Origin of the sequence: Bradyrhizobium sp. 45, from assembly GCF_023073155.1 — a bacterium.
Classification (GTDB): domain Bacteria; phylum Pseudomonadota; class Alphaproteobacteria; order Rhizobiales; family Xanthobacteraceae; genus Bradyrhizobium; species Bradyrhizobium canariense_D.
Map to the genome: position 1 here is coordinate 674035 of NZ_JADPIX010000122.1, position 12288 is coordinate 686322.

Annotated in this window: 13 protein-coding genes; 6 read left to right on the forward strand and 7 right to left on the reverse strand. The window is 65.4% G+C overall.

Translation table 11 applies throughout. The features are described 5' to 3' along the window. Positions 1–70: 70 nt before the first annotated feature. Both purD and IVB42_RS23565 read left to right on the forward strand, forming a co-directional pair. Complete coding sequence (purD, locus tag IVB42_RS23560; protein WP_018453466.1) at positions 71–1354, forward strand: phosphoribosylamine--glycine ligase; 1284 nt, start codon at positions 71–73, stop codon at positions 1352–1354. Between the two features lie 171 nt (positions 1355–1525). Next, positions 1526–2431: an alpha/beta hydrolase gene (locus tag IVB42_RS23565; RefSeq protein ID WP_026232536.1), complete on the forward strand. Its 906-nt coding sequence runs from the start codon at positions 1526–1528 to the stop codon at positions 2429–2431. Here IVB42_RS23565 and IVB42_RS23570 read toward each other — a convergent pair. Beyond that, positions 2428–2886: a nucleoside deaminase gene (locus tag IVB42_RS23570; protein ID WP_039798664.1), complete on the reverse strand. Its 459-nt coding sequence runs from the start codon at positions 2884–2886 to the stop codon at positions 2428–2430. The two genes, IVB42_RS23565 and IVB42_RS23570, sit on opposite strands and share 4 nt — an antisense overlap. 120 nt (positions 2887–3006) lie before the next feature. On the opposite strand from IVB42_RS23570, the gene IVB42_RS23575 reads away from it, so the two are divergent. Then, the gene (locus IVB42_RS23575; RefSeq protein ID WP_018453469.1) at positions 3007–5100 is read left to right on the forward strand and encodes a pseudouridine synthase; all 2094 of its coding nucleotides are present in this window, start codon (positions 3007–3009) and stop codon (positions 5098–5100) included. Positions 5101–5102: 2 nt separating this feature from the next. Further along, complete coding sequence (gene rsmD / locus IVB42_RS23580; RefSeq protein ID WP_018453470.1) at positions 5103–5657, forward strand: 16S rRNA (guanine(966)-N(2))-methyltransferase RsmD; 555 nt, start codon at positions 5103–5105, stop codon at positions 5655–5657. 9 nt (positions 5658–5666) lie between these two features. Here rsmD and mutL read toward each other — a convergent pair whose 3' ends face one another. After that, positions 5667–7478, reverse strand: a complete 1812-nt coding sequence (gene mutL, locus IVB42_RS23585) for a DNA mismatch repair endonuclease MutL (RefSeq protein ID WP_018453471.1) — start codon at positions 7476–7478, stop codon at positions 5667–5669. 264 nt (positions 7479–7742) lie between these two features. On the opposite strand from mutL, the gene IVB42_RS23590 reads away from it, so the two are divergent. Then, positions 7743–8060 carry a ribbon-helix-helix domain-containing protein gene (locus IVB42_RS23590; protein WP_018453472.1) on the forward strand — a complete coding sequence of 106 codons (318 nt, stop codon included), beginning with the start codon at positions 7743–7745 and terminating at the stop codon, positions 8058–8060. Between the two features lie 147 nt (positions 8061–8207). Here IVB42_RS23590 and IVB42_RS23595 read toward each other — a convergent pair whose 3' ends face one another. The 4 genes from IVB42_RS23595 to IVB42_RS23610 are packed head-to-tail and all read right to left on the reverse strand — an operon-like array spanning position 8208 to position 11175. Further along, positions 8208–9776, reverse strand: a complete 1569-nt coding sequence (locus IVB42_RS23595) for a GMC family oxidoreductase (protein WP_085350087.1) — start codon at positions 9774–9776, stop codon at positions 8208–8210. A gap of 29 nt (positions 9777–9805) precedes the next feature. Then, positions 9806–10354 (reverse strand): hypothetical protein, encoded by a 549-nt coding sequence (locus IVB42_RS23600; RefSeq protein ID WP_018453474.1) that lies wholly within the window; start codon positions 10352–10354, stop codon positions 9806–9808. A 38-nt stretch (positions 10355–10392) separates the two neighbouring features. Further along, positions 10393–10788 (reverse strand): VOC family protein, encoded by a 396-nt coding sequence (locus IVB42_RS23605; RefSeq protein WP_018453475.1) that lies wholly within the window; start codon positions 10786–10788, stop codon positions 10393–10395. After that, on the reverse strand, positions 10789–11175 hold the full coding sequence (locus tag IVB42_RS23610; protein WP_018453476.1) for a c-type cytochrome: 387 nt from the start codon (positions 11173–11175) through the stop codon (positions 10789–10791). A gap of 425 nt (positions 11176–11600) precedes the next feature. Between IVB42_RS23610 and IVB42_RS23615 the strand changes: the two genes are divergently transcribed. After that, a complete protein-coding gene (locus IVB42_RS23615) occupies positions 11601–11789 on the forward strand; it encodes a hypothetical protein (protein WP_240544164.1) in 189 nt (62 codons plus the stop codon). A 62-nt stretch (positions 11790–11851) separates the two neighbouring features. Here the strand turns inward: IVB42_RS23615 and arfB are convergent, their stop codons facing one another. Further along, positions 11852–12268 (reverse strand): alternative ribosome rescue aminoacyl-tRNA hydrolase ArfB, encoded by a 417-nt coding sequence (arfB, locus tag IVB42_RS23620; RefSeq protein WP_018453479.1) that lies wholly within the window; start codon positions 12266–12268, stop codon positions 11852–11854. Positions 12269–12288: the final 20 nt, after the last annotated feature.

The following is a 12288-nucleotide window of genomic DNA, read 5'->3' on the forward strand; positions in this document are numbered from 1 at the left end:
CGCCCCCTTGAGCCCGGCCCCGATTCGTGCGACCTCCGCCCCCAGCAAATCCCTCATTTCTGAGCCCTCGATGCACATTCTCCTGCTTGGTTCCGGCGGTCGCGAACATGCCCTGGCGTGGAAGATCGCGGCCTCTCCCCTGGTGACCAAATTCTGGTGCGCGCCGGGCAATGCCGGGATCGCGCGCGAGGCGGAATGCGTGGCGCTCGATGTCGCCGACCATGCCGCCGTGATCGACTTCTGCAAGACGAATGCGGTCGAGCTCGTGGTGGTCGGCCCGGAGACGCCGCTGGCGGCCGGTATCGTCGATGACCTCACCGCCGCCGGCATCAAGGCGTTCGGGCCGGACAGGATCCCCGCCCAGCTCGAAAGCTCGAAGGGCTTCACCAAGGCGCTGTGCACCGAGTTCGGCATTCCGACCGGCGCCTACAAGCGATTCACCAACGCCGCCGATGCGCGTGCCTACGTCCAGAGCCAGGGCGCGCCGATCGTGGTCAAGGCCGACGGTCTTGCCGCCGGCAAGGGCGTCGTCGTCGCCAAGTCGGTGCGCGAGGCGGAGGACGCCATCGCCATGATGTTCGACGGCACCTTTGGCGAGGCCGGCGCCGAGGTCGTGATCGAGGAGTTCTTGCCGGGCCGCGAGATCAGCTTCTTCGCGCTGTGCGACGGCGAGACCGCCATTCCGCTGGCCTCCGCGCAGGACCACAAGCGCGTGTTCGACCATGACGTCGGCCCGAACACCGGCGGCATGGGCGCCTATTCGCCGACGCCGCTGGTCACGCCGGCGATCCATGACGCGATCATGGCCAAGATCATTCTGCCGACGGTATCAGGCATGAAGCAGCGCGGCACGCCGTTTCGCGGCATTCTCTACGCCGGGATCATGCTGACGACGCAAGGGCCAAAACTGTTCGAGTTCAACGTCCGCTTCGGCGATCCCGAGTGCCAGGTGCTGATGCTCAGGATGATGTCGGACATCGTGCCGGCCTTCCTCGCCGCCTGCGACGGGCAGCTGAAGAACTTTGACCTGCGCTGGCATCCGGAGGCCGCGCTCACGGTGGTGATGGCGGCAAAGGGATATCCCGGCGATTACCAGAAAGGCACGCGGATCGAGGGGCTCGATGACGCCGCCAAGGTCGAGACCGCCGAGATCTTCCACGCCGGCACGGTCGAGAAGGACGGCGCCATCCTCGCCAATGGCGGCCGCGTCCTCAATGTCTGCGCGCTCGGCAAGACCGTGACGGAAGCGCAGGTGCGCGCCTACCAGGCCGTCGACCGCATCAATTGGCCGGAAGGCTTCTGCCGCCGCGACATCGGCTGGCAGGCCGTGGACGCCGAGAAGTCCAAGGGCTGACACGCTTTTTTCGCACGCGCGCGCAATTTCCGCCGTGCCCGTCGGCACTCCGAATTTGTGTAGGCGGCTGTTGGACTTAGCTACTGTGCATGGGGTTGTTTTTCGACTTTTTTGTTTTGGGGCATTCTCAAGACCGAGCAGATCCCACGCTGACAGATAAGGATGCAGAAGATGTCCGATCTCGCCGACCTCTATCCCGGCTTCGCCTCCGAATGGATCAACACCTCCTTCGGCCGCATCTTCGCCCGCGTCGGCGGCAAGGGACCGCCGCTGTTGCTGCTGCACGGCTTCTCCGAGACCAACGTGATGTGGCACCGCGTGGCGCCGCAGCTGGCCGACCGGTTCACGCTGATCATCGCCGATCTGCCCGGCTATGGCTGGTCCGACATGCCCGAGAGCGACGCGCTGCACATGCCCTACAGCAAGCGCGCGATGGCCAAGGCCATGGTCGAGGCGATGGAGCGCCTCGGCCACGTGCACTTCGCGCTCGCCGGCCATGATCGCGGCGGCCGCGTCTCGTATCGGCTGGCGCTCGATCATCCCGGCCGGCTGTCGAAGCTTGCGGTGCTCGATATCCTGCCGACCTACAATTACTGGGAGCGGATGAACCGCGCCTATGCGCTGAAGATCTATCACTGGACTTTTCTGGCGCAGCCCTATCCGCTGCCGGAGACGCTGGTCGCGAGCAATGGCGAGTTCTTCCTGCGCTTCAAGATGGCGAGCCAGACCAAATCGAAGACGCTCGATGCGATCGACAAGCGCGCGCTCGAACACTACATCGCCCCGTTCCGCGATCCCGCCCGCGTCCACGCGATGTGCGAGGATTATCGCGCCGGCGCCTATTTCGACTACGATCTCGACAAGGCCGATTTCGAGGCCGGCAAGAAGATCACCATTCCGATGCTGGCGCTGTGGGGCAATGCCGGCGTGGCGCAAGCCGCCGCCACCCCGCTCGACATCTGGAAGCAATGGGCGACCAACGTGGACGGCATGCCGGTGGATTCCGGCCACTTCCTCACCGAGGAAAATCCCGGCGTCACCGCGAAGGCGCTGCGCGAGTTCTTTGCCGCGCCTTAGCGCCGCTCGCGAAAGAAGTCCTTCAGCATCCGCGCCGACTCGCTTTCGCCGACCCCGGAATAGACATCCGGGACGTGATGGCAGGTCGGCGAGGTGAAGAACCGCACACCTGATTCAACCGCGCCGCCCTTGGGGTCGGCGGCGCCGTAATACAGGCGCCTCACCCTTGCAAACGAGATCGCGCCCGCACACATGGTGCACGGCTCCAGCGTCACGTAGAGGTCGCAGTCGACCAGACGCTCGCTGCCGATCTTTTTGGCCGCCTCGCGCAGCGCAACGATCTCGGCATGGGCCGTGGGGTCGTAATCGGTTAACGTCCGGTTCGCCGCGGTGGCGATGACCTCGTAATTGCGGACCACGACACATCCGATCGGAACTTCGCCCGCCTTTCCGGCGTTTTCGGCCGTTTTGAGCGCCAAATCCATGAAAGAGGGGGCTTTCAAGCCTCGTATCATCGCGAGAAACCTGCTAGTAGCTGCGCCTTCAGCAGAAGTGCTTGACCGAATTTGCCTGAGCATGCGGCTCGAGACGAGCGCGCACAATGCTTTCTGGCCATCCCCTGAGTGAGATTATTCATGCCTCGCGACAGCGACAAAGACAACGATTCCCGCGGCCGGCGTGATCGCGGCCCGGCCAAGGGAGGCCCGGCCAAGGGCCGGTCCGGCAAACCACGCGGGCCCGACAAGAAGTTCGCCAAGCGCGGCCCTCCCGGGGACAAAGGCGACGCCCGCCCGCCCCGCGGCGACCGCGACAGCCGTCCATCATTCCGCCGCCGCGAGGAGGGCGATGCCCCGCGCCGCGACTTCAGCGACCGCCCGAAGTTCAATCGCCAAGACCGGCCGCGTGAAGACCGGCCGCGCGGCGAGGATCGTGGCGAGCGCAGCTTCAAGCCGCGTGGCGATCGTCCCTTCAAGCCGCGTGAAGACCGTCCGTTTTCCGATCGTCCGTCGCGCGACGGCGAGAAGCGCCCGTTCAAGCCCCGTGGTGACCGCCCATTTTCTGATCGCCCCTCGCGCGATGGCGACAAGCGGCCGTTCAAGCCGCGCGGTGATCGCCCGTCCTATGGGCGTGATGACCGTCCGCCGCGCAGGGATCGCGACGATTCCCGTCCGGCCGGCCGAACCGGTGACGCGAAGTTTGGCGACAAGCGACCTTATGCGCCGCGTGGCGACCGTCCGGAACGCAAGTTCGACGGCGAGCGGAAGTTTTCGCGCGGCGCACCGGACCGCAATCGCAGCGAGCGCAGCGATTCAAAACCCTGGCAGAAGCGCGATGCGGCGCCTCGCGGCGACCGGCCGCCGCGCAAGGACTTCAGCAAGGGTCCGCGCAAGGATTTTGGCGGCAGCGACCGCGGTGGGGACAAGCCCTGGCAGAAGCGCGACGATCGTCCATCGGGTGATCGTCCGTTCCGCGAGCGCCCCAAATTCGATCGTCCTCGCGATGATCGTCCGAGGTTCGATCGCGGCGGCGATCGCCCGAAATTCGATCGTCCGCGCGAGCGTTCCGAGGGCCGTTCCGACTGGCACGAGCATCCCCGCAGCGAAGCGCGTTCCGGCGATCGTCCACGCCGCGAAAACGAGGACGAGAGCAGGATCTTCGAGAAGCGTCCGGCCTTCGGCGGTCGCGGCGCCTATCGCGAGCGCGATCGTGATTCCGAGCGGCGGCCGCGCCGCGAGGAAGAGACCAAGCCGAAGAAGGCCGGCGAGCGTATCGCCAAGGTGCTGTCGCGCGCGGGCCTCGCCTCGCGCCGCGATGCCGAGGAGATGGTCACGCAGGGCCGCGTCAGCGTCAACGGCCGTGTCATCAATTCGCCGGCGCTCGACATCACCTCGAACGATGTCGTCACTGTCGACGGCAAGCCGTTGCCGGAGCGCGAGCGCACGCGGCTGTTCCTCTATCACAAGCCCCGCGGCCTCATGACGACGCATGACGATCCCGAGGGCCGTCCGACCGTGTTCGACAATCTGCCCGAAGGTCTGCCGCGGCTGATCAGCGTCGGCCGGCTCGACTTCAACACCGAGGGCCTGCTGCTGCTCACCAATGATGGCGGGCTCGCGCGCACGCTCGAGCTGCCGGACACCGGCTGGCTGCGCCGCTACCGTGTCCGCGCCCATGGCGACGTCACGCAGGCGCAGCTCGACGAGCTGAAGAACGGCATCGAGATCGAGGGCATCAAATACGGTCCGATCGACGCCACGCTGGAGCGTGACCAGGGCGCGAATGTCTGGCTGGTTTTCGCGATCCGCGAGGGCAAGAACCGCGAAGTGCGCAACGTCTGCGCTCATCTCGGGCTCGAGGTGAACCGGCTGATCCGGGTCTCCTACGGCCCGTTCCAGCTCGGCGAGGTCCCCGAGGGCCAGGTCGACGAGATCAAGTCCCGCGTGCTGCGCGACCAGCTCGGCGAAAAGATCATCGAGAAATCGGGTGCGCAGTTCGACGTGCCGCAGAAATCTGCCTCGCATGAGGGCGACGACGTGCCGCGCGAGAAGAAGCCGGCGACCAAGCGCGGCGTGATCAACGACCGCAAGGGCCGCCGCGTGCTGGTGCAACGCACCGGCAGCGAGGAAGCGCGCGAGCGCAACGAGGCTGAGGCGAGCGGCTACGGCCCGCCGCGCCGTCCCAAGCGCGGCTATCACGGCAAGCGCGATCTGGCGCCGAAGGAGGACTGACGTTGCGCGTCGTCGGCGGTCGATTGAAGGGGCGCAATCTGGCCTCACCGTCCTCGCGCGACATCCGCCCCACGGCGGACCGCCTGCGTGAGTCCGTGTTCAACATCCTCGTGCACGCCTATGACGATCCGATTGCGGATGCGCGCGTGCTCGATCTCTTCGCCGGCACCGGTGCGCTGGGAATCGAAGCGTCTTCACGCGGCGCGAAGTTCACGCTGTTCGTCGACAACGGCGCGGAAGCGCGCGCCCTGCTGCGGAATAATGTCGAGACGCTGGGCCTGGGTGGCGTGACAAAAGTCTATCGCCGTGATGCCACCGATCTCGGGCCTGCGCATCCGGTCGAGCCGTTCTCGCTGGTGTTCCTCGATCCGCCCTATGGCAAAGGGTTTGCGGAGAAGGCGCTTGCGAGCTTGCGCGACGGGGGCTGGCTCACGCCGGGCGCGCTGCTCGTGGTGGAAGAGGCGAAGGCTGCGCAGTTCGTCACGCCGGAAGGCTTCGAGGAATTGGAGCGGCGCGCTTATGACGACACGGAGTTCGTGTTTTTGAAGCGGCCGTAATTTCGAACGTTACCGTCGCCCGAACAGCTTCTCGACATCCGACAGCTTCAGCTCGACATAGGTCGGCCGGCCGTGATTGCACTGGCCGGAGTTCGGGGTGTCCTCCATCTCGCGGAGCAGGGCATTCATCTCCTCCGGTCGCAGCCTGCGGCCGGCGCGCACCGAGCCGTGGCAGGCCATGGTGGCGGCGACGTGCATCAGGCGGCGCTCCAGAGGCAGCGCCTCGTCCCACTCGGCCATGTGCTCGGAAAGATCGCGCAACAGGCCGCCGGCGTTGGTCTTGCCGAGCAGCGACGGCGTCTCGCGCACCGCAACCGCGCCGGGGCCGAAGGATTCGATCGCAAGGCCGAACGACGCCAGCTCCTCGCTGCGCTCGAGCAGGCGCTCCACCGTGGCCTCGTCCATCTCGACGATCTCGGGGATCAGCAGGATCTGCCGCTGCACGCCGTTGGCCGCCAGCGAGGCCTTCAGCCGTTCATAGACGATGCGTTCATGCGCGGCGTGCTGGTCGACGATGATCAGGCCGTCGCGGGTCTGCGAGACGATATAGGTCTCGTGGATCTGGGTGCGCGCAGCGCCGAGCGGGCGGTCGACCAGGTCACTGACTGGCTGGGATTCGATCCGCACGTCCGCGCTGGGTGCGCCGACATCGAACGCGGCCTGTGCGCGCTCGGCGAAGGCCGGCACGGCGGCACCGTCGAATGACGGCATCGGCGCGACCGGGGCGGATGGCGACTGGCGCCAGTCCCAGCTTGCCGGGCGCGGCGTGAATGCGGGGCGGAACGAGGACAGCGCGCTTTCGCCGCTGTTGGCGGCGGTGCGCCGGCCCTCCCGCGCAAGCCCGTCCTTCAATCCGTGCACGATCAGCGCGCGGACCAGGCCGGCGTTGCGAAACCGCACCTCGGTCTTGGCCGGATGCACGTTGGCGTCGACCTCGCGCGGATCGAGCGTGACAAACAGCGCCAGCACCGGATGGCGGTCGCGCGGCAGATAGTCGGCATAGGCCCCGCGGACTGCCCCTAGGATCAGCTTGTCGCGCACCGGGCGGCCGTTGACGAAGAGATATTGCCCGAGCGCGTTGGCTTTGGTCAGCGCCGGCGCTGCGGCATAGCCGGCGACCACCACGCCCTCGCGCTCGGCATGGACCCCGATGGCATGGCTGCGGAACTCCGCCCCCAGGATGTCGCCGAGACGGGTCAGGCGACCGGCGACGCCGGGCAGCGCCGCAGCCCAGGTCACCGGCGCGCGCTCTTCGCCCGCGAGCGTGAAAGCGATTTCGGGTCGCGCCATCGCGAGGCGCCGCACCACCTCACGGATCGCTTCCGCCTCGGTCCGGTCGGTCTTCAAGAACTTCAGCCGCGCCGGCGTCGCGTAGAAGAGGTCGTTGACCTCGACCCGCGTGCCGTGGGCCAGCGCCGCCGGCATGATCTCGGATTTCTCGCCGCCCTCGACATTGAGCGCCCAGGCGTGCGGCTCGCTGGCATGCCGCGTGGTGATGGCAAGCCGCGCCACGGAGCCGATCGAGGGCAGCGCCTCGCCGCGGAATCCGAGCGTGCGGATCTGCAGCAAGTCCTCGTCGTCGAGCTTGGAGGTGGCGTGACGCTCGACCGCCAGCGACAGGTCCCTGGCGGTCATGCCGCCGCCGTCGTCGGTGATGCCGATCCGCCGGCGTCCGCCGCCATCGGTAAAGACGTCGATCCGGCTCGCGCCGGCGTCGATGGCGTTCTCGACCAGTTCCTTGACCACGCTCGCGGGACGCTCGACCACTTCGCCGGCGGCGATGCGGTTGACGACCTGTTCGGGTAATTGGCGGACGGGCATGAAACTCGATTTTCGGCTTTGATCTTGGGCTTCGATCTGGATTCGCGGAGAACGCCATTCTAGGCCGTGTTGCGTCAAAAGCATGTGTTGGGCAACAGGAACGTGGCGGGCTGGGGAAAAGGGCTATCTATCGCATTGATGGGATTGGACGTTCGAGAAAATCGCGCAACCGGGATGGATCGATCTCCGGCTGCCGTCCCGATTGTGGGGTACCGGGCTGCGGTGTAGCATCGCGAAAAAATGGCAACAGGACGGGAGGACGCCATGTGCCATCTCTTCGCGCATCAGCCCCAAGGCGACTACGAATCCCAGACCCGCTCGTTGCGGATCGGTGGGCATTGCACCTCGATCCGGCTGGAAATGGCATTCTGGGACACGCTGGAGGAGATCGCGGCCAAGGAGAACATGAGCGTCGGCAAGTTCCTGACGACGCTCTACACCGAGGTGCTCGACCATCACGGCGAGGTCAACAATTTCGCTTCGTTGCTGCGCTGCTCCTGCCTGATCTACCGCTCCAAGACGGCAGCGCCGGTGCAGGCGTTCAAGACGACGGTTGCGCCCATCCTCGATGCAGCGGAATAGCCCTGATGTCGTCCTGGCGAAGGCCAGGACCCATACCGCGGAATCCATCAGCGATGGGCGGTATGAGTCCCGAACAACAAGCCTTCGCCGAACTCCTTCCCGGGGCAATGGGTCCTGGCTTTCGCCAGGACGACGAACGAGATTGGATCAAATTTCCTTCTTCTGCATCGCACCCGCAATGTAATCCGCCTGCCGGATCGCCAGCGAGACGATGGTCAGCGTCGGATTGCAGGCCGCGCCGCTGGTGAACTGGCTGCCGTCGGAGACGAACAGGTTCTTGACGTCGTGGCTTTGCCCGAACTTGTTGACCACACCATCCCTGGGCTTCTCGCTCATCCGGTTGGTGCCGAGATTGTGCGTGCTCGGATAGGGCGGTGTCGGATAGCTCACGGTGGCGCCGACGGCGTCGTAGACCGCAGCGCCCTGCTTGTAGGCGTGCGCGCGCATCGCGAGATCGTTGGGATGATCGTCGAAGTGCACGCTTGCGACCGGCTGGCCGAACTTGTCCTTCACGACAGGATCGAGCGTGATGCGGTTGGTTTCCTGCGCCATGTCCTCGCCGACCAGCCACATCCCGGCCATCCTGGGATAACCGTCGAGCGCGGCGGTGAACGGACGTCCCCAGGCGCCGGGGTTGAGGAACGCCGCCATGAAGGGCAGTCCGAGCGACAGCGTCTCCATCTCGTAGCCGCCGACGAAGCCGCGCTTCGGATTGTTGGCGGCCTCGTCGCGGATGATGCCGGCCATGGTGGTGCCGCGATACATGTGCACCGACTTCTCGAACACGGCATAGACGCTACCGGTCATGTGGCGCATGTAATTGCGGCCGACCTGACCGCTTGAGTTGCCGAGGCCGTCGGGGAACATCGTGGATGCGCTGTTCAACAGCAGCCGTGGGCTTTCAATCGAATTGCCGGCGACCGCAACGATGCGTGCCTTCTGGCGCTGCATTGCACCGCTCTCGTCGGCGTAAACCACGCCGGTGACTTTGCCGGCGGCATCGTGCTCGATCTTGACCGCCATGCTGGCGGGGCGAACCTCGAGATTGCCGGTCGCCTCGCCCTTGGGTATCTCGGTGTAGAGCGTCGACCATTTCGCGCCGGACTTGCAGCCCTGGAAGCAGAAGCCGATCTGCTGACAGGCGCCGCGTCCGTCGCGCGGCTGGCTGTTGATCGCCATGTTGCCGGTGTGCACCGTCTTGTAGCCGAGCTTCTTTGCGCCGGCCTCCATCACTCTGAAGTTATTGTTGCCGGGAAGTCCGGGAATGCCGTTGGTGCGGGTCACGCCCATCTTGTTCTCGGCCTTGGCGTACCACGGCTCCATCTCCGCGAGCGTGACCGGCCAGTCCAGCAGGTTGGCGCCGGGAATGTTGCCGTAGGTGCTCTTCACCTTGAACTCGTGCTCGTCGAACCGCAGCGACGCGCCAGCCCAGTGTGTGGTCGAGCCGCCGACCGCCTTGACGATCCAGGCGGGAAGACCCGAGAAGTCTTTTGCGACGCGCCATGATCCCGATGTGGTGCGCGCATCGGTCCAGGCGAGCTGCGAGAAACTCTCCCACTCGTCATTGACGAAGTCCTGATTCTCGATGCGGGGACCTGCTTCGAGAATCACGACCTTGACGCCCTTCTGTGCGAGCTCGTTACCCAGCGTGCCGCCGCCGGCACCGGAGCCGACGATCACCACAACGCTGGAGTCGTTCAGATCGAATTTTGCCATATGCGTTCTCCTGAACCGTTGGGTGAGCCTTAAGCCTTCGGCAGCCAGTCGATGTCGGCGAAGCCGCGGTTGATGTAGCCGCCGTGTTCGGCGGAGGAGCCCTCGTAGCCGAACCGCGGCCAGACCTCTTTCTGGTTGTAGAGAGAGACGACGAGGTCGCCGCGCACCTTCTGGAAGAAGTCGCTCTGCTCGATCTCCTTCAAAAGCACCACGCGGTCGGCTTCCCAGGGCACTTCGACATAGGGCGCCTTGTGGCGATCACGCGCGTTCTGATCGAGCCTGGTGATGCCGTCGCTGATTAGCGCCTTGACGGCGGGGTCCTTGGCGGCCTTTCCGTCCCACGGCTTGATCGCGGTGATGTAGTAGCTGTCGCCGAGGACGTCGTGTGGATAGATATCGCGCGCGACTTTCAGCAGCGTCTTCATCGTCGCGGGCGAAAGCGCGCTTGCCTCGTCGGCCCAGGCGCCCTCGATGCTGACGGCGACGCTGGTCGCGACTGCCGCGACCGGCACGGCGGCCGCGGCGCCCTTGAGAAAGATGCGGCGGCTGTGCCTGCTTCGACGATCGACTTCTCTCATGGCATTCCTCCTTTTATGATTTTGATTTTGTGGTTCGATCAGTTGAAACGTCCGCCGCGCTGGATCACCTCGATCTTGTAGCCGTCGGGATCGCTGACGAAGAAGAAGCGCGCCAGCGTTTTGCCGTCGTGCTTGAAGTCGCGCAGCGGACCCGGTGCGAGCTTCTCACGCTCGAAGCGGGCATGTTCGGCATCGAGATCCTCGACCACCACGGCGAGATGTCCGTAGCCGTCGCCGAGCGCATACGACTCCTTGCGATCGAAATTGACCGTCAGCTCCAACTCGAAGGGTGAGGAGGGGTGACGCAGATAGATCAGGGCAAAGTCTGCGAACTTCAGACGGTCGGTGACTTCCAGGCCAAAGGCCCGTCTGTAGAAGTCGAGCGAGCGCGCCTCGTCGAGTGCGCGGATCATGGAATGGACCGGCTTTGCCACTCAGTTCTGCTCCTTAAGAAAGGCGATGATGGCGGCGCGCGTCTCCGGCTTCGCCTGCCGGTAGACCATGACCACGCCGGGAATCACGGCTTGCGGATTGGTCAGCCATGCGTCGAGCTTCGTCTCGTCCCAGGCGAAGGCTGCTTTTGCGAGGGGCTCTGAATAGTGAAAGCCTTCGACCTTGCCGGCGGGCCGCCCGACGATCCCGACCAGCGGCGGACCCTGCCGCACCGGTTCTGACAGGTTCGTGGTGTGGCACACCGCGCATTGCTGCTTGAACAGTGTTGCGCCATCCGGCGGCTTTGCAGCCGGCAAGGGCATCTGCGCCTCGGCCACCCGCACCACCAGCACCACCGCGGTGCACAATCCCAGCACGATCGCGCGCATCGTCAAAAGTCCGCCCGTCGACGTCAATTCAGCGTGCGCAAACTCTAGGCGCGGCAAAACATGCGGTGGTAGTAGCGGGCTGTTTCGCTGCGTGCGGAGGTGCACGCGGGTGCGTTGTTCCGCGCTGCCGTATATGCGGAGGACAATTCCGCGAAACCGCCGTCAAATCCCTAAACGATCACCACACGAGACAGGTTGCATTGCGGTCGCGCCGTTCGAGCTCGTAACGCGATGGACTGGTTCGGCTCAGACGGACGGCGCATCAAGCCGCCGAACCGATCATCGCGAAAATCCAGGAGAAATGGATGAAGTTGGTGAAGACCTCCGCAATCGCATGCGCCGTCTCGGCTCTCATTGTGACACCGGTTCTCGCGCAAGGTACGTCGTCTGGCGCGAGGCCTAGCGGCGCCGTGCAAAGCAAACCCATGCAAGGCAGCACAATGGGCAGCGGCGACGAGGAGATGAGCGCCCAGCCGGGCGCGGCGGGCGAGACGACGGGCATGAAGCCGACGAAGGGCACCAGGGGCACGGTTGGCACCACGGGCAGTGCTGCACACAAAGGGACCGCCGACGATTCCGCGACGGGCGGTGCAGCCACGGGCAAGCGCTACTAGCCAATGGAGTGAGACGGCAGAACTCCGGTCGCCCTGCGGCCGGAGTTCTTTTGCAGTCTCTGCTAGTCGTCGAAACCGCGCCCGCGCTTCGACTTGATGTCGCTGCGGTGTTTCTTGCCCTCGAGCCGGCGCTGCTTGGAGCCAAAGGTCGGCTTTGTCGCGCGCCGCGGCTTCGGCCGGATCATGGCTTCGCCGAGCATCTCCGTAAGGCGGTCGATGGCGTCCTGGCGGTTGCGCTCCTGGGTGCGGAAGCGTTGGGCCTGGATCACGATGACGCCGTCCTTGGTCATGCGCTGCCCTGCGAGCCGGGCGAGGCGCAACGCGGCATCCTCCGGAAGCGTCAGCTTCCGGGTGTCGAAGCGCAATTGCGCCGAGGTCGCGACCTTGTTGACGTTCTGCCCGCCCGGGCCGGAGGCGCGGACAAAGCCGATCTCGATGTCGTCCTCGTCGATGACAAGATCGCGGGATATCCGCAGCATGGTGGCACCATTCGTGATGC

Coding starts and splice junctions, on each gene's coding strand:
- IVB42_RS23590 (WP_018453472.1), top strand. CDS start 7,743: ATGTGCCATCTCTTCGCGCATCAGCCCCAAGGCGACTACGAATCCCAG.
- IVB42_RS23595 (WP_085350087.1), bottom strand. CDS start 9,776: ATGGCAAAATTCGATCTGAACGACTCCAGCGTTGTGGTGATCGTCGGC.
- IVB42_RS23575 (WP_018453469.1), top strand. CDS start 3,007: ATGCCTCGCGACAGCGACAAAGACAACGATTCCCGCGGCCGGCGTGAT.
- IVB42_RS23610 (WP_018453476.1), bottom strand. CDS start 11,175: ATGCGCGCGATCGTGCTGGGATTGTGCACCGCGGTGGTGCTGGTGGTG.
- arfB (WP_018453479.1), bottom strand. CDS start 12,268: ATGCTGCGGATATCCCGCGATCTTGTCATCGACGAGGACGACATCGAG.
- purD (WP_018453466.1), top strand. CDS start 71: ATGCACATTCTCCTGCTTGGTTCCGGCGGTCGCGAACATGCCCTGGCG.
- mutL (WP_018453471.1), bottom strand. CDS start 7,478: ATGCCCGTCCGCCAATTACCCGAACAGGTCGTCAACCGCATCGCCGCC.
- IVB42_RS23615 (WP_240544164.1), top strand. CDS start 11,601: ATGCAAGGCAGCACAATGGGCAGCGGCGACGAGGAGATGAGCGCCCAG.
- IVB42_RS23600 (WP_018453474.1), bottom strand. CDS start 10,354: ATGAGAGAAGTCGATCGTCGAAGCAGGCACAGCCGCCGCATCTTTCTC.
- IVB42_RS23570 (WP_039798664.1), bottom strand. CDS start 2,886: ATGATACGAGGCTTGAAAGCCCCCTCTTTCATGGATTTGGCGCTCAAA.
- IVB42_RS23565 (WP_026232536.1), top strand. CDS start 1,526: ATGTCCGATCTCGCCGACCTCTATCCCGGCTTCGCCTCCGAATGGATC.